This is a genomic window from Streptomyces sp. NRRL B-1140 (assembly GCF_001280065.1).
GTDB lineage: Bacteria > Actinomycetota > Actinomycetes > Streptomycetales > Streptomycetaceae > Streptomyces.
In genome coordinates this window covers 141,541-162,859 of the sequence record NZ_LGEA01000089.1, presented here as the reverse complement: position 1 = coordinate 162,859, position 21,319 = coordinate 141,541, and the positions used below count along the sequence as shown (strand labels likewise).

Genomic DNA, 21,319 nt, shown 5'->3' with positions numbered 1-21,319 from the left:
GGGTGGGGGTGCGCGTCTTCGCGTGGCGGCGGGTGGGGGTGCGCGTCTTCGCGTGGCGCCGGGTGTGGGTCGGGGCCGCGCCGGGGGGTGTCCGTCCTCGGAACGTCGCGATGGGGTTGCGTGCCGACTGACTGTCCGTTGACGCGACAACCGCTGCGGGCGGACACCCCCCGACACGACCCCTTCTCGCCGTACGCGGGTGCGGGCGCGTCTCCGCTCAGCCTGCGGGCAGTCGTGCCTCCCCCAGTGCCTTAAGGGCCTGGGAGGTGCCCCCAGGGCGGCACGGGTGGGCGTGGGGGTCCCCCCTGCTCGAGCGAAGCCGAGAGCTTGGGGGAGGCACCCCGCTCCGCCGAGTTGCGCACCCACCCGGCCCCGGCGAAGGCGCCGAGCGGCGGCTCACATGCGCGACACGTTGCGCTCGTACACCAGGCGCAGCCCGATCAGCGTCAGCCAGGGTTCGTGCTCGTCGATCACCGACGACTCGCCCAGCACCATCGGGGCCAGCCCGCCCGTCGCGATGACCGTGACGTCGTCGGGGTCGTCCGCCAGCTCGCGGGCCATGCGGTTGACCACGCCGTCGACCTGGCCGGCGAAACCGTAGATGATGCCCGACTGCATGGCCTCGACCGTGTTCTTGCCGATGACGCTGCGCGGCCGGGCCACTTCGATCTTGCGGAGCTGGGCGCCGCGGACGCCGAGGGCCTCGACGGAGATCTCGATGCCGGGGGCGATGACCCCGCCGACGTACTCGCCCCGTGCGCTGACCGCGTCGAACGTCGTCGCGGTGCCGAAGTCGACGACGACCGCCGGACCGCCGTAGAGCTCGACCGCGGCGACCGCGTTGATGATGCGGTCCGCGCCGACCTCCTTGGGGTTGTCGGTCAGGATCGGGACGCCCGTCTTGACGCCCGGTTCGACGAGGACCGCCGGGACGTCGCCGTAGTAGCGGCGGGTCACCTCGCGGAGCTCGTGCAGGACCGAGGGGACGGTGGCGCAGATGGCGATGCCGTCGATGCCGTCGCCCAGCTCGTCGCCGAGGAGCGGGTGCATGCCCATCAGGCCCTGGAGGAGGACCGCCAGTTCGTCGGCCGTGCGGCGCGCGTCCGTGGAGATGCGCCAGTGTTCGACGATCTCGTCGCCGTCGAACAGGCCGAGCACGGTGTGGGTGTTTCCCACGTCGATCGTCAGCAGCATGGCCCGTACCGCCCCTACTCCGCCGGCCGCAGGTCCAGGCCGATGTCCAGGATCGGCGAGGAGTGGGTGAGGGCTCCGACGGCGAGGTAGTCGACGCCGGTGTCCGCGTACGCCTTGGCGTTGCCGAGGGTGAGGCGGCCGGAGGCCTCCAGGGCGGCGCGGCCCTGGACGATGGCCACCGCCTCCTCGCACTCGCCCGGCGTGAAGTTGTCCAGGAGGATCAGGTCCGCTCCGGCGTCCAGGACCTCGCGGAGCTGGTCCAGGGTGTCGACCTCGACCTCGATGGGCACGTCCGGGAAGCGTTCGCGGACCGCCTGGAAGGCCTGGGCGACACCGCCCGCCGCGACCACGTGGTTGTCCTTGACCAGGGCCGCGTCCGAGAGGGACATGCGGTGGTTGACGCCGCCGCCGCAGCGCACCGCGTACTTCTCCAGGCTGCGCAGGCCGGGTGTCGTCTTGCGGGTGTCGCGGACCTTCGCCTTGGTCCCGTCGAGCGCGTCCGCCCACGCGCGCGTGGCCGTCGCGACGCCCGACAGGCGGCACAGGATGTTCAGCGCGCTGCGCTCGGCCGTGAGGAGGTCGCGGGTGCGGGTGGTGACGGAGAGGAGCTTCTGGCCCGCTTCGACGCGGTCGCCGTCCTCGGCGTGGCGCTCGATCTCGAGCTCCTCCTCGCAGACGACCGAGATGACCGCCTCGGCGACGCGCAGACCGGACACGGTGCCCGCCTCGCGTGCGGTGAAGTCGGCCGTGGCCACCGCGTCCTCGGGGATGGTCGCCACCGTCGTCACGTCCACGCCGTGGGCCAGGTCCTCCTGGAGGGCCACGTTGGCGATGTCCTCGACCTCGACGGGGTCGAGACCGGAGTCGGCCAGGAGCTGGGCGAGTGCGGGGTCCAGGCCGCACTCCAGGTATGTCTCGTCGTCCGCGCCGCAGGCGCAGCCGTCTCCGCAGCCTCCGGAGGAGGCGAGGGGAAGGTCGGGGGTGCTCACGTCGGTCACTGCTCCTGGGGGGCCTGGGTGGGGACGGTCGGGGGAAAGTCTGTGGTGTCCGTGGTGCGCACGGCCAGCGTGCGGTCCGGATTCAAGGTCACGACGATGTGGCGCCGCCAGGCGTCGTCGTCGCGCTCGGGGCGGTCCTCGCGCCAGTGGCAGCCCCGGGTCTCCTCGCGCAGCAGGGCGGCGGCGACCAGGACGCGGGCCACGCACAGCAGGTTGGTGGCCTCCCAGGTGTCGACGCCGGCCTCGGCCGTCCTGCCGTTCTCGGCGAGGGCCTCCCTGGCGTCGGTGTGCAGCCGCTGGAGCTGGTCGGCGGCCTTGGCGAGGGAGCCGGCCGAGCGCAGCACGCCCGCCCCGCCCGTCATGATCCGCTGGATCGCGAAACGGGCCTGAGCGGTTTGCAGGGGGTGCTCGGGGGTCTCCGGGTGCGGGACCGGCTGGGGCACGCGCGCGTGCAGGCCGTTCACCGCGATGTCGGCCGCGATGCGCTCGGCGTAGACGAGGCCTTCGAGCAGGGAGTTGGACGCCAGGCGGTTGGCTCCGTGCACGCCGGTGCAGGCGACCTCGCCGCACGCGTAGAGGCCCGGGACGGTCGTACGGCCGTGGGAGTCCGTGCGGACGCCGCCGGAGGCGTAGTGGGCGGCCGGGGCGACCGGGATGGGGGCGGTGACCGGGTCGATGCCGTGGGCGCGGCAGGCGGCCAGGATCGTCGGGAAACGGTGCTCCCACATCTCCGCGCCGAAGTGCCGGCCGTCGAGGTACATGTGCTCGGCGTCCTGCTCCAGCATGCGGCGCAGGATGCCCTTGGCGACGATGTCCCGGGGGGCGAGTTCGGCGAGTTCGTGCTGTCCGGCCATGAAGCGCACGCCGTCGGCGTCGACCAGGTGGGCGCCCTCGCCGCGCACGGCCTCGGAGACCAGGGGCTGCTGGCCCTCCGCGTCCGCGCCCAGGAACAGCACGGTGGGGTGGAACTGGACGAACTCCAGGTCGCTGACCTCCGCGCCGGCCCGCAGCGCGAGCGCCACGCCGTCGCCCGTCGACACCGACGGGTTGGTCGTCGCGGAGAAGACCTGGCCCATGCCGCCGGTCGCGAGGACCACGGCGGGGGCGTGGACGGCCCCGACGCCGTCGTGCGCGCCCTCCCCCATGACGTGCAGGGTCACGCCGGCGGTGCGGCCCTCGGCATCGGTGAGGAGGTCGAGGACGAGCGCGTTCTCGATGGTGCGCATGCCCCGCGCGCGTACGGCCTCGACCAGGGCGCGGGAGATCTCGGCGCCGGTGGCGTCACCGCCCGCGTGGGCGATGCGGCGGCGGTGGTGGCCACCCTCGCGGGTCAGTTCGAGGTCGCCCTCGGAGGACTCGTCGAACCGGGCGCCGGTCTCGATGAGACGGCGTACGGCGTCGGGACCCTCGGTGACCAGGAGCCGGACCGCGTCCTCGTCGCAGAGGCCGGCACCCGCGACCAGGGTGTCGTCGAGGTGCTGTTCGGGGGTGTCGCCCTCGCCGAGCGCCGCGGCGATGCCGCCCTGGGCCCAGCGGGTGGAGCCGTCGTCGAGGCGGGCCTTGGTGACGACGACCGTCCGCAGGCCGGCGGCCTCGCAGCGCAGGGCGGCGGTCAGTCCGGCGACGCCGGAGCCGACGACGACCACGTCCGCGGCGATGGACCACCCGGGGGCGGGCGCGTGCAGTCGTATGCCTGTGGTGGTCACGAGGCGGCTCCGAAACTGGTGAAGGTGAGCGGGACGTTGTCGATCAGCCGGGTCGCCCCGACGCGGGCGGCGACGGCGAGGACCGCGTCGCCGGTGAAGTCGTCCCCGATCTCGGTGAAGTCGGTCGGGTCCACCAGGGCGAGGTAGTCCAGCGCGAGCGGTGGTTCGAGGCGGGCGGCCTCGTCCAGGACCTGGCGGGCGGCGGCGCGGACGGCCGCCGGGCCGCCGGGGACGGCCGTCGCCACGGCGTGCGCGTCGGCCGCCGCGCGGGACTCCCCTATGGCGCTGAGCGCCTCGGCACGCGCACGCGTGGCGGGCACCTCCCGGGCCCGGGCCCGCAGTGCCTCCTGTGCGGCATGCCGGTCCTGGCCCGCGAACAGGGCACCGGACAGGGCGAGGGCGGTGCGCCGCTCGGCGGCCGACAGGTAGCGGTTGCGGCTGGACAGGGCCAGGCCGTCCTCCTCGCGGACGGTGGGCACCCCGACGATCTCCACGCCAAAGTTCAGGTCCCGCACCATGCGGCGGATCAGGGCGAGCTGCTGGGCGTCCTTCTGCCCGTACAGGGCCACGTCGGGGCGCGTGAGGTGCAGCAGCTTGGCGACGACGGTGAGCATGCCGTCGAAATGGCCGGGGCGGGAGGAGCCCTCCAGGCGCTCGCCCATGGGGCCCGCGGTGATGCGGACCTGGGGCTCGCCGCCCGGGTAGACCTCGTCCACGGCGGGTGCGAACACGACGTCCGCGCCCGACCGGCCGGCGAGCTCGACGTCGGCGTCCAGGGTGCGCGGGTAGCGGTCGAGGTCCTCGCCCTGCCCGAACTGGAGCGGGTTGACGAAGACGGTGACGACGACCTCGCCGTCCGGCCCGGCGATGGTGCGCGCGGTGCGGATCAGCGTGGCGTGGCCCTCGTGCAGCGCGCCCATGGTCATCACCACGGCGCGGCGGCCCGCACGCGCGCGTGCGTGCAGGTCGGCGGCGGTGCTGAGCAGGGTCGTGGTCATCGGGCGTCCCCTTCGGTGCCGTCGGTGCCATCGGTCCCATCGGTCCCGTCGGCGAGTACCCCGAGGAGATCTTCGGCCAGTTCCGGCTTCAGCAGGCCGTGGGCCAGGGCCCGGTCGGCGGTCGCACGGGCCATCGCCAGGTACCCGGCGACGGCCTGGGGGGCGTGTCGGCGCAACTCGGTGACGTGGGCGGCGACCGTGCCCGCGTCGCCGCGCGCGACCGGGCCGGTGAGGGCCGCGTCGCCGGAGCGCAGGGCGTTGTCCAGGGCCGCGCCGAGCAGCGGGCCGAGCATCCGGTCGGGGGCCGAGACACCGGCCGCGCTCAGCAGCTCCATGGCCTGGGCGACCAGCGTGACCAGGTGATTGGCGCCCAGGGCGAGCGCCGCGTGGTAGAGCGGACGGTTCTCCTCGGCGATCCACTCCGGCTCGCCGCCCATCTCGATGACCAGGGCCTCGGCGGCCAGGCGCAGTTCCTCGGGGGCGGTGACGCCGAAGGAGCAGCCCGCCAGCCGCTGGACGTCCACGGGCGTGCCCGTGAAGGTCATCGCGGGGTGCAGGGCGAGCGGCAGGGCGCCCGCGCGCAGGGCGGGGTCCAGGACTCGCGCCCCGTACCGCCCGGAGGTGTGCACCAGGAGCTGCCCCGGCCGGACGGATCCGGTGTCGGCGAGGCCGGTGACGAGGTCGGGCAGGGCGTCGTCGGGGACGGTCAGCAGCACCAGCTCCGCCCGCTTCAGCACCTCGGCGGGCGGCATCACCGGCACGTCGGGCAGCAGGTGCGCGGCGCGGCGCCGGGAGGCGTCCGAGACGGCGGAGACGGCGACCGGGCGGTGCCCGGCGAGCTGCAGGGACGCCGCGAGCGCGGGCCCCACTCGGCCGGCGCCGACGACGCCGACGGTGAGCCGCGCGGGGCGGTCCTTGGGGTCTGGCTGTGGGGTTGTGTTCACTCGACGGCGGCCTTCCCGTTCCAGTCCGCTCCGGGTACCGGACGATTTCTCGTCATGTTAACGCGATCGGTTCGGGGGACGGTCCGGTCGTCCACAGGCTGTGCATGGCGCGTGCGGCACTCCCGTCTCGGCGTCCGGAAATGCAGGTGCCCCGCCGCACGCCCGCGGGGCAGGATCCGGGGCATGACCGATACGGCGGAACACGACCACCCGGTGACGGACGAGGACCCGGTCGCACGTCTGCGGGAGCGGCGGCTGGCCGCCCATCGCGGGGCCCGGCGCGTGTTCGCGCGCTTCGGCTTCCACCGGAGTCTCCGGGAGCGCCTGGCGCTGCTGGAGGAGGCGGCGGCCGTCCACGACCTCGACGAGCTGTCCGACGTGTACGGCGACGGTGTCGTCGAGGCGCTGGAGACGAAGGTCGCCGGGCTGCTCGGCACCGAGGGCGCCGCGTTCTTCCCGACGGGCACGATGGCCCAGCAGGTGGCCCTGCGCTGCTGGGCGGGCCGCACCGGGAACCCGACCGTCGCCCTGCACGCGCTCAGCCATCCCGAGGTGCACGAGCGGAACGCCTTCAGCGAGGTCGGCCGGCTGCGCCCGGTGCGGCTGACGAGCGAACCGCGGCTTCCGACCGCCGCCGAGGTGCGCGACTTCGAGGAGCCCTTCGGGGCGCTGATGGTCGAACTGCCCCTCAGGGACGCCGGTTTCGTCCTGCCCGCCTGGGAGGAACTCACCGCGGTCGTCGAGGCGGCGCGGGAACGGGACGCGGTGGTGCACTTCGACGGGGCACGCCTGTGGGAGTCCACCGTCCACTTCGGCCGCCCGCTGGAGGAGATCGCGGCCCTGGCCGACAGCGTCTACGTGTCGTTCTACAAGTCCCTGGAGGCCTTCGGCGGCGCGGCACTCGCGGGCCCGAAGGAGCTCGTCGAGGAGGCGAAGACCTGGCGGCACCGGTACGGCGGGATGGTCTTCCAGCAGTTCCCCACCGTGCTGTCGGCGCTGATCGGGCTGGAGCGGCAACTGCCCCGGCTGCCGGAGTACGTGGCCCACGCGCGCGTGGTGGCCGCCGCGATGCGCGAGGCGTTCGCGGCGGCCGGGGTGCCGTGGGCGCGTGTGCACCCGGAGGTTCCGCACACGCATGACTTCCAGGTGTGGTTGCCGTACGAGCCGGAGGTCCTAGGGGAGGCGGCGGTCCGCGTGGCCGAGGAGACGGGGGTCGTCCTGTTCGGCAACGGCTGGGACCGGGGCGGTCCCGGGCTGGCGCTCACGGAGGTGCACGTGCGGGCCGACGGGCTGCAGTGGAGTGCCGAGGACGTGAAGGCGGCGGTGGCGGAGTTCGTGGCCCGGCTGCCGGAGCAGGTCAGGTAGGGCGCCGCCACCGCCTCAGGGCGTCCCGGAGCCGACGGCGGGCCGGGCGGCCCGCGAGGGCGGCACGGACGTTCCGTTCGTCGCGCCACTCCCTCACGACCTGCCATTCGTGGGTGCCCGGCGCGGGCGGGGCGGGCTCGCCGAGGGAGCGGGCGCGGAAGGTGTCGAGGAGATGCTGCTGCGTGATGCTCATGGTGAATCGCCTCTGCGGGACGGGGTGATGGAGGTCCGAAGGCTCCGCGGCTGCCCCGGTGGTCCCACCGTGCTTCCCAACGGGCGGCGGCGTCGCGTCGATTGACGGGGCCCGTCAATCGACGGGGGCGCTGTCGGTGGCCGGGTGCACCATGAGGTCATGAGCGTGCACATCGACATCGAGGGGCTGCGGCCCGAGGCGGTCGCCGTCGTGCCGTCGCCCCTGGCCGAACTCGGCATGGCCCTGCACGCGCTGTCCGAACCGGCACACCACCCGGGCCTGCAGGGCTGGGTCACCGGGGTGACGGCCCGGCTCGACCCGCATCTGGCCGACCGGATGTGCGAGGCGGACTTCCTGTGGCGGACGACGTTCTCGGACCTGTTCCTGCCCTGGGCGGGTCTGCCGGACCGGCGCACGCTCCCGGCCGCGACCCTCACCGAGGAGCTGGACCAGCTCGACAAGCTGTCCGACGAGCAGTTCGTGGACGCGGCGATGGAGTTCACCTGTGGCAGCTGCTACGGCGACCAGGGACGGACGACGCTGTCCGACCCGGAGACCCGCCGCCGGGCGCTGGAACTGGCGGCCGCGCGCGGACCACGTCAACTGCGCTTCGGTGAGCGGCTGCTGGCCGACCCGCCCACGATCCGGGCCTGGCTGCGGCAGTTCCTGCGGGACTGCGAGGAGGCGTTCTTCGCGGAGGCCTGGTCCCGGCTGCGTCACCAGCTCGCGGCCGACGCCCGGCACAAGACGGATCTGCTGCGGCGCAAGGGCCTGGCCGAGGGGCTGGCCGCGGTGTCGCCGGCGATCACGCTCGACCCGGCCGGCACCCTGATCACGGTCGACAAGCTGGGCGACGGCCGTACGTCCACGGGCGACGGCGGCCTGCTACTCGTCCCGACGAGTCTCGGCTGGCCGCATCTGATGGTCCTGCACCGGTACGGCTGGCAGCCGGTGCTGCACTACCCGGTGGGCTCCCCGGAGCTCGCCGCACCGCAGGCGCTCGAACAGCTGGCCCTGCGGATGACCGCTCTGTCCCATCAGGTGCGGATGCGCATGTGCCGCCATCTGGCCCGCAGCGCGCACACCACCAGCGAGCTGGCACAGGTGCTCGGCATGACGGCGCCGGAGATATCCCGGCACCTGGCCGTGCTGAAGAAGGCGGGCCTGATCACCACCCGCCGCCGCGGCCGCTACGTGCTGCACCAGCTGGACGTGACGGTGGTGGCCCGGCTCGGCAGCGAGTTCCTGGAAGGGATCCTCAGGTAACCGGCCCGCGCCGACGGGTCGGCGGCCCGCTCCCGACGGGTCCCGTCAGGTCGGCACGGACGGTCAGCCGTGCCCCCCGGCCCGCACCAGCCCGGTCTCGTAGGCCAGCACCACGACCTGCACCCGGTCCCTGAGCCCGAGCTTGGTCAGGATGCGGCCCACGTGCGTCTTCACGGTCGCCTCGGACAGCACCAGCCGCGCCGCGATCTCGCCGTTGGACAGGCCCTGCGCGACCAGCACCATGACCTCGCGCTCGCGGTCGGTGAGCCGCTCCAGCTCCTTGTGCCGGGGCTGCTGGGTGCCCGGCAGCATCGGGGCGAAGCGGTCCAGCAGCCGCCGGGTGGTGGAGGGCGCGACGACCGCGTCCCCGCTGTGCACGGCCCTGATCGCGGTCAGGAGTTCGGCCGGCGGGACGTCCTTGAGCATGAAGCCGGAGGCGCCCGCCTTCAGCCCGGAGAAGGCGTATTCGTCGAGGTCGAAAGTGGTCAGGATGAGCACCTTCGGCGGGTCGGTGTCCGCGCAGATCCGGCGGGTCGTCTCCACTCCGTCGAGCTTCGGCATGCGCACGTCCATCAACACGACGTCGACCTCGGTCGTCCGCAGTTCCTGGAGGGCCTCGACGCCGTCACCCGCCTCGGCCACGACCTCCATGTCCGGCTGGGCGGCGAGCACCATCCGGAACCCGGTGCGCAGCAGCACCTGGTCGTCGACGAGCATCACGCGGATCGTCATCGGGCCTCTTCCATGTCGGGATCGTCCACAGGGGTCGTTTCAGGGCGTTGCAGAGTTACAGGCGTTACAGGTGCCGTCGAGGGGCGTGCGGCGTCAGTGCGCGGGTTTGAGCGGCAGCAGGGCACTGATGCGGAATCCTCCGCCCGGGCGCGGGCCCGCGTCCAGGGTGCCGCCGACCATACCGACCCGCTCGCGCATGCCGATCAGCCCGTGGCCCTGGCCGTCGAGCCCGCCCTCCTCGTACAGCTCGTGCGGGGCACCCTTGCCGTCGTCCTCGACGAGCAGGCCGAGGCCGTCGTCGAAGTAGACCAGGCGCACGCTCGCGCCCGCGTTGGGCCCGCCGTGCTTGCGGGTGTTGGTGAGCGCCTCCTGCACGATGCGGTAGGCGGTGAGCTCCACACCGCTGGGCAGCGGCCGGGGCGTGCCCTCGATCTTGAAGTCGACGGGCAGTCCGTGTCCCCGGCACTGCTCGACCAGGTCCTCGATCTGCTCGACGTCGGGCTGCGGCACGTACTCGCCGGCCTCCTGGTGCTCGCCGGTGCGCAGCACGCCGAGCAGGCGGCGCATCTCGGCGAGGGCCTGGCGGCCGGTGGAGGAGATGGTCTCCAGGGCCTTCTTCGCCTGGTCGGGCGCGGCGTCCAGGACGTAGGCGGCGCCGTCGGCCTGGACGACCATCACCGAGACGTTGTGCGCGACGACGTCGTGCAACTCGCGTGCGATCCGGGCCCGTTCGGCGGCGACGGCGACCTTGGACTGTGCCTCGCGCTCCTTCTCCAGGCGGGCGGCCCGCTCCTCCAGCTGCGCGAAGTAGGCGCGGCGGGTGCGGATGGAGTCGCCGAGCACCCAGGCGAGGGCGAAGGGGACCGTCTGGAGGACCGCCAGGGCGATGTCGCCCGCGACCCCCGTCTGCTCGTTCGACCAGCGCAGCTGCGCCAGGGGGGCCGCGCACAGGCCGGCGACCAGCGCGAAGCGGGAGGCCCACCGGGCCCCTTCCACCGCGACGGTGTAGACGATCACCAGCATGGCGAAGTCGGCGGGCAGGATCGCGACGTCGGTGACCAGTTGCGCCACGCCGACCGCCGCCGCGAGCAGCAGCATCTTCTCCGGCATCCGGCGGCGCAACGCGACCACCAGGCTCAGCAGCACCGTGATCGGGACGACCACGGACCAGGGGCCGATCCGCTCGCCCGCCGCTCCGCCCAGCACCGAAATCCCGAGGAGGACGACGGCCCAGGTGGCGTCGACCCACGTCGGGTGCCTGCGGAGGAAGTCATAGAGGCGCTGCACGTAACCCAGCGTAGGGAAGAGCGATAGGTGCAGGGGTCAACCGGAGGGCCGATCCGCGCCGGGCGCGCGTACTCCGCAAGGTGGAGTTGCGTTCGTTGTGTCCACATAGCCTGGCCCGGTGACGGCAGGAACACGGGACGAGCGGGACGGGCGGCACGAGTGGCAGGAGTGGCGCGGGTGGCGTGCGGCGGCGCAGGACGCTCTGTACGCGCCGGGGGGCTTCTACCGGCGCGCGGAGGGACCGGCCGGGCATTTCCGCACGTCCGTGCATGCGTCGCCGTTGTTCGCGGGGGCCGTGGCCCGGCTGCTGTGCCGGGTCGACGAGGCGCTGGGGCGGCCCGCGGAGCTGGACTTCGTCGACATGGCGGCCGGGCGGGGTGAACTGACGGGCGGGGTGCTCGCCGCGCTCCCCGCCGACGTGGCGGCGCGGACGCGCGCCTACGCCGTGGAGATCGCCGGGCCGCCCGCGGGGCTCGATCACCGGATCGAGTGGCTGGACGCACCCCCGGAGGGGGCGACCGGGCTGCTGTTCGCCAACGAGTGGCTGGACAACGTGCCCGTGGAGGTCGTGGAGGTGGACGCCGAGGGCGTCGCGCGGCTGGTCATGGTCCGGCAGGACGGGACCGAGCGGCTCGGGGAGCCGGTGGACGGGGCGCCGGCGCGGTGGCTGGAGCGGTGGTGGCCGCTGCCCGGAGAGCAGGGGCTGCGCGCCGAGATCGGCCTGCCCCGGGACGAGGCCTGGGCCGGGGCGGTCGGGACGCTGCGGCGGGGGCTCGCCGTGGCCGTGGACTACGCGCACACGGCGGGCGCCCGGCCGCCGTTCGGCACGCTCACCGGATTCCGGGAGGGCCGCGAGACCGCGCCCGTCCCGGACGGCTCCTGCGACATCACGGCCCATGTCGCCCTGGACGCGTGCGCGCTGCCCGGCGGGCGCCTGCTCCCGCAGCGTGAGGCGCTGCGGGCCCTGGACGTGACCGGCGCACGCCCCCCGCTGTCGCTGGCCTCCACCGACCCGGCCGCGTACGTACGCGCCCTCGCGAGCGCCGGTGAGGCCGCCGAGCTCACCGCGGCGGGCGGTCTCGGCGACTTCGGCTGGCTGGTGCAGCCGGTCGGGGTCCCGGGCCCGTTCCCGGGGTGAGCGCTGCCTTTTCGCGAGTGAGCCCTACTTGTCGATGTCCCCGACCACGAAGAACATCGACCCCAGGATCGCCACCATGTCCGCGACCAGCGTCCCCGGCAGCAGCTCCGTCAGCACCTGGATGTTGTTGTACGACGCCGAGCGCAGCTTCAGCCGGTACGGGGTCTTCTCGCCCTTGCTGACGAGGTAGTAGCCGTTGATGCCGAGCGGGTTCTCGGTCCAGGCGTACGTGTGTCCCTCGGGTGCCTTCAGGACCTTCGGGAGCCGCTGGTTGACCGGCCCGGGCGGCAGCTCGGCCAGCCGGTCCAGGCAGGCGTCGGCCAGGTCCAGCGCGTTGTGCGTCTGCTCCAGGAGGCACTCGAAGCGGGCGAGGCAGTCGCCCTCCTGCCGGGTGACCACCTTCAGGGTGTCCTGGAGGTCGCCGTAGGCGAGGTACGGCTCGTCCCGGCGCAGGTCGAAGTCGACGCCCGAGGCCCGCCCGATCGGCCCGCTCACCCCGTAGGCGTGCACGGCCTCGGGCGAGAGGGTGCCCACGCCCCGGGTCCGGCCGCGGAAGATCTCGTTGCCGAGCACCAGGTCGTCGAAGCGGTCCATCCGGGAACGCACGTCGGCGACTGCGGTGCGTGCGCGCGTGGTCCACCCGGCCGGCAGGTCCTCCTTGAGGCCGCCGACGCGGTTGAACATGTAGTGCATCCGCCCGCCGGAGATCTCCTCCATGACGTGCTGGAGCTCCTCGCGCTCCCGGAAGGCGTAGAAGATCGGGGTGATCCCGCCGAGTTCCAGCGGGTACGAGCCGAGGAACATCAGGTGGTTGAGCACCCGGTTCAGCTCGGCGAGCAGCGTGCGCAGCCATACCGCGCGCTCGGGCACCTCCATGCCGAGCATCCGCTCCACGGCGAGGACCACGCCGAGCTCGTTGGAGAACGCCGACAGCCAGTCGTGCCGGTTGGCCAGCATGATGATCTGGCGGTAGTCGCGCGCCTCGAACAGCTTCTCCGCGCCGCGGTGCATGTAGCCGATCACCGGCTCCGCGTGCATGATGCGCTCGCCGTCCAGGACGAGCTTCAGCCGCAGCACGCCATGGGTGGAAGGGTGCTGCGGGCCGATGTTGAGCACCATGTCGGTGCTCTCCGCGGCGCCGCCGATTCCGACCATGGTCTCCGTCGTAGGAGTCATGGACACAGTCTCTCCTACGTACGCTGGCCCCATGGATACGGGGAGTCCGCACGAGGTGGGGCAGGGCGGGACACGGGGCACGGCCGAGCCGGCCGGCGACGAGCCGGTGTGGATCGCGCTGCCGCCCGGGCTGCTGAGGATGCGCCGGCTGCTGCTGGTCGTGTGGCTCGGGCTGATCGCCCTGGCGGCCGGGTTGCTGCCGGGGCTGCTGGCCGGTCCGGCCTGGGGCGCCTTCGCCCTGCCGCCGCTGGCACTGATGGCCTGGGGCTGGGTACTGACCGAGCGCAACTGGCGTTCCTGGCGGTACGCCGAGCGGGCCGACGACCTGCTGATCAGCCGGGGCGTGCTGTGGCGCGAGGAGACGGTCGTGCCGTACGGGCGGATGCAGCTGGTCGAGGTCACGTCCGGGCCCGTCGAGCGGCACTTCGGGCTGGCCAGCGTGCAGCTGCACACGGCCGCCGCGGCCACCGACGCGACCATCCCGGGTCTGGACCCGGCCGAGGCGGAACGGCTGCGCGACCGGCTCACCGAGCTGGGCGAAGCCCGGTCGGCGGGGCTGTGACGGCGCCGGAGGCGGCCGGGGCCTCGGAGACCGCCGGTGCCTCGGGAACCGCCGGTGCCTCGGAGACCGCTGGTGCCTCGGCCACCACTGGTGCCTCGGAGACCGCCGGTGCCTCGGAGACCGCCGCCGAGGTGGTGGAGCGGCGGCTGCACCCCGTCACCCCGCTGCGCCGCGCCTGGGCACCGGTCGCCGTGCTCATCGGCTGGGCCGTGCACGATCCCGACGGCGCGCAGCGCCATCTCACCCGGCTGACCACGACCACGCTGCTGATCGGCCTCGCCGTGCTCGTCCCGGCCGCCGCCCTCTACGGCTTCTGCTCCTGGTGGTTCACGCACTTCGCGGTGACCGGAAGCGAACTGCGCATCCGTACCGGGCTCGTCTTCCGGCGGACCGCGCACATCCGGCTGGAGCGGATCCAGGCCGTCGACGTCACCCAGCCGCTGCTGGCCCGGGTCGCGGGCGTCGCCAAGCTCAAACTCGACGTGATCGGCACCGACAAGAAGGACGAGCTGGCCTTCCTCGGCGCCGGCGAGGCACGGACGCTGCGGGCCGAACTGCTCGCCCGGGCGGCCGGTTTCGCACCCGAGACCGCGCACGAGGTCGGCGAGGCCCCGTCCCGGCAGCTGCTGCGGGTGCCGCCCGGCGTGCTCGCCCTGTCGCTGGTGCTGACGGGTGCCACCTGGATGTCACTGGCCGCGGCCCTCGTCGTCCCGCCGGTGCTGTGGCTGGTCACCCACAGCCTGTGGACGGTCCTCGCGGTCGCGCTGCCGTTGCTGGGCGCGGCGGGTGCGAGCAGCGTGGGGCGGTTCGTCGCCGAGTACGACTGGACGGTGGCCGAGTCGCCCGACGGGCTGCGCATCGACCACGGGTTGCTGGACCGGGCCCACGAGACGGTGCCGCCGGGGCGCGTGCAGACCGTGCGGATCGTGGAGCCGCTGCTGTGGCGGCGGCGCGGCTGGGTGCGGGTGGAGCTGGACGTGGCCGGTTCGTCCAACTCCGTGCTGGTGCCGGTCGCCCCGCGCGAGATCGCCGAGGACGTCGTCGGGCGCGTGCTGCCGGGGGTGAGCGTGCCGGGGCCCGCGGCCCTGTCACCGGCGTCGCGCGGCGCGCGCTGGTGCGTGCCGCTGTGGTGGCGCGGCTACGGACTCGCCGTCACGGACGCGGTGTTCGCGGCCCGGTCCGGGTTGCTGCGACGGAGCCTGGCGCTGGTGCCGCACGCCAAGGTGCAGAGCGTGCGGATGACGCAGGGGCCGTGGGAGCGGGCCCGGGGCGTGGCCGACGTGTGCGTGGACACGGGCGCGAACAACACGGTGCGGGCCAGGCTGCGGGAGGCCGGTGAGGCGCGCGAGCTGCTGGCCGCGCAGGCGGAGCGGTCCCGGACGGGGCGCAGGGAGGCGCGACCCGACCGCTGGATGGCGTGACGCCGAACAGCGAAGGGCCCCCCGGACATGGCCGAGGGGCCCTTCGTCACCACGAACTTCAGGACACCGCGCTGCGCAGTCCCTGTACGTCGATCTGCTCGGTCTCGTCGTGTGCCGTCAGGTCGATGACCTGACCGATGCCGCGCGACTCCTCGTCGGCCGGCTTGTAGCGGGCCTCGGTCTCGGCCTTGTGCAGGGCGAGCGCCTCCTGGCCGACGACATCGGCGAGATCCTCGTTCTGCACGGCCTCCAGAGCCGCCGAGGAGGTACCGGCCTTCGTGCCGAAGAAGTCGAACCCGCCCCCGGCCTGCGGACGCCGCACCGGCGCCTGCGGCGGAACGGCCACGGCGGTCGGCACGGTGTAGTGCCCGGAGAGCCGGCCGGCGGGCTGCTCGGGCCGGGCGGACCGGCCGGGGCGCTCGGACCGGCCGGGGCCGGTGACCTGTTCGGCCCGGGTCGGCTCCTCGGGGCGTGCGGGCTGCGGGAGTTGCCCTGACTCGGTCTCGCCGACGGGCACGGTGGGCCCGTCCTCGCCGGCCGGCACGGTTCCCGCCACCGGCACGGTCGTCTCGGCCGCCGCGCGCTCGTGGCCGTCGGCCGCCTCGGACCTCTCCCGCGCCTCGCCGTCCTGCGCCCGCTCCCGCTGCTCCGACTGGTCCCGCTCCGGCCCCTGCGCGGCCTCCGGGGCGCCGTCCTTGTCCTCGTCCTCCGGCACGCCGTCGCCGTCGCCGTCGCCGCCGCCGTCCGGGTCCGGAACCGTCTCACCGTCGAACCGGGCGAGTGCGGCCGCGGCCCGCCGGAACAGCCGGGAGCCCTCCGGCGAGAACACGGCGGGCACCGCGGGCTGCTCCTCGACACCCGGAGCGGCAGCGGCGGCGGGCGCCTCGTCCGGCTTCGGGGAAGGTGGCACCGCGTCCGACGCCCCGGACGGCAGGGCGACCCGGACCGGAGCCGTCGCCTCTATCTCGAGGACCCGGCGATCCTCCAGGACGCTCGCGCGCTCGGCCTCCGCCGTGGCGTACCGGCGCAGCAGCGCGGCGTGCTCGTTGCGCAGTCCGGCCAGTTCCGTGCGCTTGGCGCGCAGCCGCTGCTCCAGCTTCGCGCGCAGCTCGCGCGACTCCTCGAGGTCGGCCTCCAGTTCGGCGACGCGTTCCTCGAAGCGCCACTCGTCGCTCGCCCGCGCGCGCGTGAGATCGGCGACGCGCTTGCCCGCCTGGGTGTCCCAACGGCGCAGCACGACCGCGCCGATGACCGCCGTCGCCGCGGCGGCCGCGGCCAGACCGCGGAGCACCATCCGCTCCGTGAACACCCAGGGCCCCAGGGCGCAGACGAGGGAGACGCCTGCGATCGCCGACGGGGGGAGCAACCTGTGCAGGGGCGGGGAATGGCGGTGACGTCCACGTGGCATGGCCAGAAACTTACCGCGCGTAGGCGATTCATGGTGACCCACCCCGCAAAAACAAAGCCGTACCGAAACGTTCACACCACTTCAGAACTCGGCAACAACCGGAATCGGTCGCTCACCCCATTCCCAAGATCATTCTCAGGGGCCGATCAGCCGCCCGCTCATCCACTCCAGCGCCGCCGGAATCTCACGCCGCCAGGTGTTGAAGTTGTGCCCGCCGCTTTCGAGGATGATCGACGAGATCCGCGTCCGCCCGGTGCCCTCCACCCGCTCGATGAACCTCAGCGTGTCCTTGTAGTTGGTCTCTCCCTGTTTGCTGGTGCTGACCAGCAGGGAGGTATCGGGAGCGGGCTCGTGCGCGAGGTACCACTGCAGATCCGCGCGATTGCGCAACGTCTTGTCGCCCTGGAAGAGATCGCCTGTCGTGGCGTCGATCGGCGCCTTGTAGTAAGCCGACAGGCCGGCCCCGGCTGCGTAGACGCCGGGATGGTGCAGGGCGATCTTCAAGGCGCAGTAACCCCCCGTGGAGTTGCCGATGATGCCCAGACCGCCCGGCTTTTCGGCCACCCTGTAGTGCGTGCGCAACGCGTCGGGGAGATCCTTCGCGAAGAACGACTCGGTCCGCGGGCCGCCCGGGACGTCGACGCACTCCGTGTCCCGGGGCGGCGCCACGGTGGGCCGCAGCATCACGAGGATCATCGGCTTCGCCCGGCCCGCCCGCGCCAGTTCCAGAGCCGTACGCGGATAGCGGAGCTTTTCCACCAGCGCCGAGGCCGTACCCGGATAACCCGTCAGCACCACGGCGGCGGGAAAGCGCTCGGTGCGATACCGCGGCTGGAAGTACTCCGGCGGCAGATAGACGTACGCGGGTGTGGCGATGTGCGTCGTACGGCCCACGATGTCGACCTGCTGGATCCGGCCGCCGGCCTGCGGCTGCGCACCGCCCGCCCCCGGCACCCGGCGCGAGCCGAGCACCTTCAGCGGACCGCCGCCCGGAGTGTGGTCGACGACCACGCCCTGGTCCTTCTCCTGACCGAACAGGTCCGCCCAGCTCGCGTAGAACCCGAAGGACTGATTGGCTGCCAGGCCCACCGCGGCGAACAGCGCCACCTGGGTGCCCAGCAGCAGGGCGACCCGCCCGCTCACGGCACGCAGACCGCGCCGGGCCAGCCGCGGCCACAGCCAGACCGTGCCGGCGAACAGCAGCACGGCGGACAGCACGGCCAGTGCCAGCACCTCATCGCTCGTCAGACCCATGGGTCGGTCACCTGTCCGCACTCCCCGTCCGGGCCCGCACCCCTCACACCTTCGCAAGGGCTTGTCCCGGACTTTCCTCGGCCTTTGAAACGCCTTTGACGTGGGGAGTGAACCTCTCTCCCCGAGACACCGTCCTAGAGGGCGCAATGTCGCCGGATGCCCCAATCGGCACCGGATCCAAGGTCTCTCGCAGAACTACGGGATGCGATGTCTGTCAGGACAGATGAGGAAATGTCGGGTGGGGTTCCGCGCCGCGGCAGCGGCACGGCCCACCCGGGCCGGATGAGCCGGATACTGAGCGGACCACGCCCCGAGGCCGTCCCCGCCCTCGTCGGCAGAGCCTGCGCCCTGGTGGGCGTCCTGGACATCGCCGCGGGCGTCTTCCCCCGCTTCCGGCACAGCAGGATGCACGCCATCGCCGAGGTACTGCCCGGCGCGCTCGGCCCGTTCGCGGCCGCCCTCTCCCTCAGCACCGGCGTGCTGTTGCTGCTGCTCGCCCACGGCCTCAAGCGCGCCAAGCGCCGGGCCTGGCGGGCCGCGGTGGCGCTGCTGCCCGCCGGTGCCGTCGCCCAGTTCACCTACCGGCACTCGCTCGTGGGCGTCCTGATCTCCCTGCTGCTGCTCGCGCCCCTGCTGCGCCACCGCGACGAGTTCAACGCCCTGCCCGACCCGCGCAGCCGCTGGAAGGCCCTCGCCAACTTCGTGCTCATGAGCGCCGGTTCACTCGCGCTCGGCCTGCTCGTCGTCAGCGTCCACAGCGGACGCATCATCGGCGACCCCAGCCTCGCCGACCGCATCACCCACGTCATCTACGGCCTGTTCGGCTTCGAAGGCCCGGTCGACTACCGCGGCGACACCTCCTGGACCGTCGCCTTCTCCCTCGGCGCCCTCGGCCTGCTCACCGCCGTCACCACCATCTACCTGGCCTTCCGCCCCGAGCACCCGGCCGCACGGCTCACCGAGGAGGACGAGGCCCAGCTGCGCGCCCTGCTGGACAAGCACGGGCGCCGCGACTCCCTCGGCCACTTCGCGCTGCGCCGCGACAAGGCCGTCGTCTTCTCCCCCAGCGGCAAGGCAGCGGTGACCTACCGCGTCGTCTCCGGCGTGATGCTCGCCAGCGGCGACCCGATCGGCGACGTCGAGGCCTGGCCCGGCGCCATCGAACGGTTCATGGACGAGGCCAGGGCCCACTCCTGGACCCCCGCCGTCATGGGCTGCTCCGAGACCGGCGGCGAGGTGTGGACCCGCGAGACCGGGCTCGACGCCCTCGAACTCGGCGACGAGGCGGTGGTGGACGTCGCGGATTTCTCTCTCGCCGGCCGCGCGATGCGCAACGTGCGCCAGATGGTCAAGCGCATCGAGCGCGCCGGTTACGAGACCCGGGTACGACGTGTCCGTGACCTCGGCGAAGCCGAACTGGACCGCATCCGCCGCGCCGCCGACGACTGGCGCGGCACCGACACCGAACGCGGCTTCTCCATGGCCCTCGGCCGCGTCGGCGACCCCGCCGACGGCGACTGCCTCATCGCCACCGCCCACAAACAGGACGACCACCCCGGCCCCTACGGCGACCTGAAGGCGATCCTGCACTTCGTGCCCTGGGGCACCGACGGCGCCTCCCTGGACCTGATGCGCCGCGACCGCTCGGCCGACCCCGGCATGAACGAGCTGCTCATCGTGGCCGCCCTCCAGGCCGCCCCCCGGTTCGGCATCACCCGCGTCTCCCTCAACTTCGCCATGTTCCGCGCGGCGCTGGCCCGCGGCGAGAAGATCGGCGCCGGCCCGGTGCTGCGCGCCTGGCGCGGCCTGCTGGTCTTCCTCTCCCGCTGGTTCCAGATCGAGTCTCTCTACAAGTTCAACGCCAAGTTCCAGCCACGCTGGGAGCCGCGCTTCGTCGTCTACCGCGCCCCCGCCGACCTGCCCCGCATCGGCTTCGCCGCCATGCAGGCCGAAGGCTTCGTCTCCCTCGCCCTGCCCCTGCCCCTGCCGCGCTCCCTGCGCCGCCGGCGCCTGACCACACCCCGCCCCTGCGCCCACGGCACCCCGGCGGAACGGGACGTCCGTGCGGCGTGAGGCCGCCCCACCCGCGGCCCACGCCCGCGGCCCACGCCCGGGCCGCAGCGCCGGACGGCCCCCGCCGGGGCCTACGCTGAACATATGAGCAACCAGAGCGGACGCGGGCGCGTGGCGGGCCTACCGGAACTCGACCGCTGCGCGGTCATGGGGGTCGTGAACGTCACCCCGGACTCCTTCTCCGACGGCGGCCGCTTCTTCGACACCACGGCCGCCGTCAAACGCGGCCTCGGCCTGGTCACCGAGGGCGCCGACCTGGTCGACGTCGGCGGCGAGTCCACCCGCCCCGGCGCCACCCGGGTCGACGAGGACGAGGAGCTGCGGCGCGTCATCCCCGTCGTCCGCGGCCTGGCCTCCGAAGGCGTCACGGTCTCCGTCGACACCATGCGCGCCTCCGTCGCCGAACGGGCCCTCGCATCCGGCGCCGCCCTCGTCAACGACGTCAGCGGCGGCCTCGCCGACCCCCGCATGATCCCGGCCGTCGCCGACGCCGGCGCCCCCTTCGTCGTCATGCACTGGCGCGGCTTCCTCCAGGGCGGCAACGTCAGGGGCGAGTACACCGACGTCGTCACCGAGGTCGTCGACGAACTGCACACACGCGTCGAGGCCGTCCTGGCCGGCGGCATCGCCCCCGACCGCGTCATCGTCGACCCCGGCCTCGGCTTCTCCAAGGACGCCGAGCACGACCTCGCCCTCCTCGCGGGCCTCGACCGGGTCCTCGCCCTCGGCCACCCGCTGCTCGTCGCCGCCTCCCGCAAACGCTTCCTCGGCCGGGTCCTCGCCGGCCCCGACGGCCCCCCGCCGCCCGCACGCGAACGCGACGCGGCCACCGCCGCCGTCTCCGCGCTCGCGGCACACGCCGGAGCATGGGCGGTCCGCGTCCACGAGGTGCGCGCCACCGCGGACGCCGTACGGGTCGCCCGCGCCGTCGAAGGAGCACGCACCGGCGCAGAAGGAACCCGGTGAGCGCCCCGCACACCGACGTCGAACAGGTCGAGGCCGCCAACACCGCCTTCTACGAGGCACTGGAACAGGGCGACTTCGAGGAACTGGCGTCGCTCTGGCTGACCCCCGCCGACCTGGGCGTCGACGAGTCGTACCACGACCCGGCCGACACCGGGGTGGTCTCCTGCGTCCACCCCGGCTGGCCCGTCCTCACCGGCCGCGGCGAAGTCCTCCGGTCGTACGCGCTGATCATGGCGAACACCGACTACATCCAGTTCTTCCTGACCGACGTGCACGTCTCGGTCACCGGCGACACCGCCCTGGTGACCTGCACGGAGAACATCCTCAGCGGCGGCCCCGCACCCGAGGGCGCCGGCGAGGAGCTCGGCCCCCTCGTCGGACAGCTCGTGGTCGCCACCAACGTGTTCCGGCGCACGCCCCAGGGGTGGAAGATCTGGTCGCACCACGCTTCCCCCGTCCTGGCGGAAACAGACGAGGACGAGCAGGACGACACCCCCACCTGAGTGGGTACGCGCCAGGAAGTGGTTGGAATCACGGACGCCCGGGTAGGGGCGGCTACCAGCCTGTGCACCGGCGCCTTCCCCAGGGGAAACGCCGGATGAACCCTGCCGGACCCGGCGCCGGCCCAGGCCCCCGTG

General features: G+C 73.5%; 19 protein-coding genes. 8 read left to right on the top strand and 11 right to left on the bottom strand.

The genetic code is table 11. From position 1 onward, the window contains the following. Positions 1 to 396 precede the first annotated feature (396 nt). The 5 genes from ADK65_RS10925 to ADK65_RS10905 are packed head-to-tail and all read right to left on the bottom strand — an operon-like array spanning position 397 to position 5,840. Positions 397 to 1,194 carry a type III pantothenate kinase gene (locus tag ADK65_RS10925; protein WP_053669767.1) on the bottom strand — a complete coding sequence of 266 codons (798 nt, stop codon included), beginning with the start codon at positions 1,192 to 1,194 and terminating at the stop codon, positions 397 to 399. A gap of 14 nt (positions 1,195 to 1,208) precedes the next feature. Further along, a complete protein-coding gene (gene nadC, locus ADK65_RS10920) occupies positions 1,209 to 2,183 on the bottom strand; it encodes a carboxylating nicotinate-nucleotide diphosphorylase (protein WP_053669777.1) in 975 nt (324 codons plus the stop codon). 5 nt (positions 2,184 to 2,188) lie between these two features. After that, a complete protein-coding gene (locus tag ADK65_RS10915; RefSeq protein WP_053669766.1) occupies positions 2,189 to 3,898 on the bottom strand; it encodes an L-aspartate oxidase in 1,710 nt (569 codons plus the stop codon). Next, positions 3,895 to 4,896: a pantoate--beta-alanine ligase gene (gene panC / locus ADK65_RS10910; protein ID WP_053669765.1), complete on the bottom strand. Its 1,002-nt coding sequence runs from the start codon at positions 4,894 to 4,896 to the stop codon at positions 3,895 to 3,897. The genes ADK65_RS10915 and panC overlap by 4 nt, the downstream gene beginning before the upstream one ends. Next, positions 4,893 to 5,840 (bottom strand): Rossmann-like and DUF2520 domain-containing protein, encoded by a 948-nt coding sequence (locus ADK65_RS10905; RefSeq protein WP_053669764.1) that lies wholly within the window; start codon positions 5,838 to 5,840, stop codon positions 4,893 to 4,895. The genes panC and ADK65_RS10905 overlap by 4 nt, the downstream gene beginning before the upstream one ends. 183 nt (positions 5,841 to 6,023) lie before the next feature. On the opposite strand from ADK65_RS10905, the gene ADK65_RS10900 reads away from it, so the two are divergent. Next, positions 6,024 to 7,205: a threonine aldolase family protein gene (locus ADK65_RS10900; RefSeq protein WP_053669763.1), complete on the top strand. Its 1,182-nt coding sequence runs from the start codon at positions 6,024 to 6,026 to the stop codon at positions 7,203 to 7,205. Here ADK65_RS10900 and ADK65_RS10895 read toward each other — a convergent pair. After that, the gene (locus tag ADK65_RS10895) at positions 7,198 to 7,398 is read right to left on the bottom strand and encodes a hypothetical protein (protein WP_053669762.1); all 201 of its coding nucleotides are present in this window, start codon (positions 7,396 to 7,398) and stop codon (positions 7,198 to 7,200) included. The two genes, ADK65_RS10900 and ADK65_RS10895, sit on opposite strands and share 8 nt — an antisense overlap. A gap of 159 nt (positions 7,399 to 7,557) precedes the next feature. Here ADK65_RS10895 and ADK65_RS10890 point away from each other — a divergent pair, with 159 nt between their 5' ends. Beyond that, the gene (locus ADK65_RS10890) at positions 7,558 to 8,664 is read left to right on the top strand and encodes a DUF5937 family protein (protein WP_053669761.1); all 1,107 of its coding nucleotides are present in this window, start codon (positions 7,558 to 7,560) and stop codon (positions 8,662 to 8,664) included. A gap of 63 nt (positions 8,665 to 8,727) precedes the next feature. Here the strand turns inward: ADK65_RS10890 and ADK65_RS10885 are convergent, their stop codons facing one another. After that, positions 8,728 to 9,396, bottom strand: coding sequence for a response regulator transcription factor (locus ADK65_RS10885; protein ID WP_053669760.1), 669 nt, complete (start codon positions 9,394 to 9,396; stop codon positions 8,728 to 8,730). Between the two features lie 93 nt (positions 9,397 to 9,489). Further along, on the bottom strand, positions 9,490 to 10,683 hold the full coding sequence (locus ADK65_RS10880) for a sensor histidine kinase (RefSeq protein WP_053669759.1): 1,194 nt from the start codon (positions 10,681 to 10,683) through the stop codon (positions 9,490 to 9,492). 118 nt (positions 10,684 to 10,801) lie between these two features. Here ADK65_RS10880 and ADK65_RS10875 point away from each other — a divergent pair, with 118 nt between their 5' ends. Further along, positions 10,802 to 11,821: an SAM-dependent methyltransferase gene (locus ADK65_RS10875; RefSeq protein WP_053669758.1), complete on the top strand. Its 1,020-nt coding sequence runs from the start codon at positions 10,802 to 10,804 to the stop codon at positions 11,819 to 11,821. Positions 11,822 to 11,845: 24 nt separating this feature from the next. On the opposite strand, the gene ADK65_RS10870 is transcribed toward ADK65_RS10875, so the two are convergent. Next, positions 11,846 to 12,997, bottom strand: a complete 1,152-nt coding sequence (locus ADK65_RS10870) for an NADH-quinone oxidoreductase subunit D (protein WP_053669757.1) — start codon at positions 12,995 to 12,997, stop codon at positions 11,846 to 11,848. 31 nt (positions 12,998 to 13,028) lie between these two features. On the opposite strand from ADK65_RS10870, the gene ADK65_RS10865 reads away from it, so the two are divergent. Then, on the top strand, positions 13,029 to 13,559 hold the full coding sequence (locus tag ADK65_RS10865; protein ID WP_053669756.1) for a PH domain-containing protein: 531 nt from the start codon (positions 13,029 to 13,031) through the stop codon (positions 13,557 to 13,559). A gap of 131 nt (positions 13,560 to 13,690) precedes the next feature. Next, entirely contained in the window at positions 13,691 to 14,980 is a 1,290-nt protein-coding gene (locus ADK65_RS10860; RefSeq protein ID WP_053669776.1) for a PH domain-containing protein, read from the top strand. A gap of 58 nt (positions 14,981 to 15,038) precedes the next feature. On the opposite strand, the gene ADK65_RS10855 is transcribed toward ADK65_RS10860, so the two are convergent. Both ADK65_RS10855 and ADK65_RS10850 read right to left on the bottom strand, forming a co-directional pair. Then, positions 15,039 to 16,388, bottom strand: a complete 1,350-nt coding sequence (locus ADK65_RS10855; RefSeq protein WP_107092263.1) for a hypothetical protein — start codon at positions 16,386 to 16,388, stop codon at positions 15,039 to 15,041. A 135-nt stretch (positions 16,389 to 16,523) separates the two neighbouring features. Beyond that, positions 16,524 to 17,642 carry an alpha/beta hydrolase gene (locus ADK65_RS10850; protein WP_053669754.1) on the bottom strand — a complete coding sequence of 373 codons (1,119 nt, stop codon included), beginning with the start codon at positions 17,640 to 17,642 and terminating at the stop codon, positions 16,524 to 16,526. A 231-nt stretch (positions 17,643 to 17,873) separates the two neighbouring features. Here ADK65_RS10850 and ADK65_RS10845 point away from each other — a divergent pair, with 231 nt between their 5' ends. From ADK65_RS10845 to ADK65_RS10835, 3 genes are all read left to right on the top strand, one after another. Beyond that, positions 17,874 to 19,715, top strand: coding sequence for a phosphatidylglycerol lysyltransferase domain-containing protein (locus ADK65_RS10845; protein ID WP_053669753.1), 1,842 nt, complete (start codon positions 17,874 to 17,876; stop codon positions 19,713 to 19,715). Between the two features lie 84 nt (positions 19,716 to 19,799). Further along, on the top strand, positions 19,800 to 20,681 hold the full coding sequence (folP, locus tag ADK65_RS10840; protein WP_053669752.1) for a dihydropteroate synthase: 882 nt from the start codon (positions 19,800 to 19,802) through the stop codon (positions 20,679 to 20,681). After that, positions 20,678 to 21,184 (top strand): nuclear transport factor 2 family protein, encoded by a 507-nt coding sequence (locus ADK65_RS10835; RefSeq protein WP_053669751.1) that lies wholly within the window; start codon positions 20,678 to 20,680, stop codon positions 21,182 to 21,184. The genes folP and ADK65_RS10835 overlap by 4 nt, the downstream gene beginning before the upstream one ends. Positions 21,185 to 21,319 lie beyond the last annotated feature (135 nt).

Bases quoted from the DNA above. Each gene is read 5' to 3' on its own strand.
- ADK65_RS10850 (WP_053669754.1), bottom strand. From the start codon at position 17,642: ATGGGTCTGACGAGCGATGAGGTGCTGGCACTGGCCGTGCTGTCCGCC.
- ADK65_RS10900 (WP_053669763.1), top strand. From the start codon at position 6,024: ATGACCGATACGGCGGAACACGACCACCCGGTGACGGACGAGGACCCG.
- ADK65_RS10895 (WP_053669762.1), bottom strand. From the start codon at position 7,398: ATGAGCATCACGCAGCAGCATCTCCTCGACACCTTCCGCGCCCGCTCC.
- ADK65_RS10890 (WP_053669761.1), top strand. From the start codon at position 7,558: ATGAGCGTGCACATCGACATCGAGGGGCTGCGGCCCGAGGCGGTCGCC.
- ADK65_RS10870 (WP_053669757.1), bottom strand. From the start codon at position 12,997: ATGACTCCTACGACGGAGACCATGGTCGGAATCGGCGGCGCCGCGGAG.
- ADK65_RS10925 (WP_053669767.1), bottom strand. From the start codon at position 1,194: ATGCTGCTGACGATCGACGTGGGAAACACCCACACCGTGCTCGGCCTG.
- ADK65_RS10855 (WP_107092263.1), bottom strand. From the start codon at position 16,388: ATGCCACGTGGACGTCACCGCCATTCCCCGCCCCTGCACAGGTTGCTC.
- ADK65_RS10845 (WP_053669753.1), top strand. From the start codon at position 17,874: ATGTCGGGTGGGGTTCCGCGCCGCGGCAGCGGCACGGCCCACCCGGGC.
- ADK65_RS10885 (WP_053669760.1), bottom strand. From the start codon at position 9,396: ATGACGATCCGCGTGATGCTCGTCGACGACCAGGTGCTGCTGCGCACC.
- panC (WP_053669765.1), bottom strand. From the start codon at position 4,896: ATGACCACGACCCTGCTCAGCACCGCCGCCGACCTGCACGCACGCGCG.
- folP (WP_053669752.1), top strand. From the start codon at position 19,800: ATGAGCAACCAGAGCGGACGCGGGCGCGTGGCGGGCCTACCGGAACTC.
- ADK65_RS10865 (WP_053669756.1), top strand. From the start codon at position 13,029: ATGGATACGGGGAGTCCGCACGAGGTGGGGCAGGGCGGGACACGGGGC.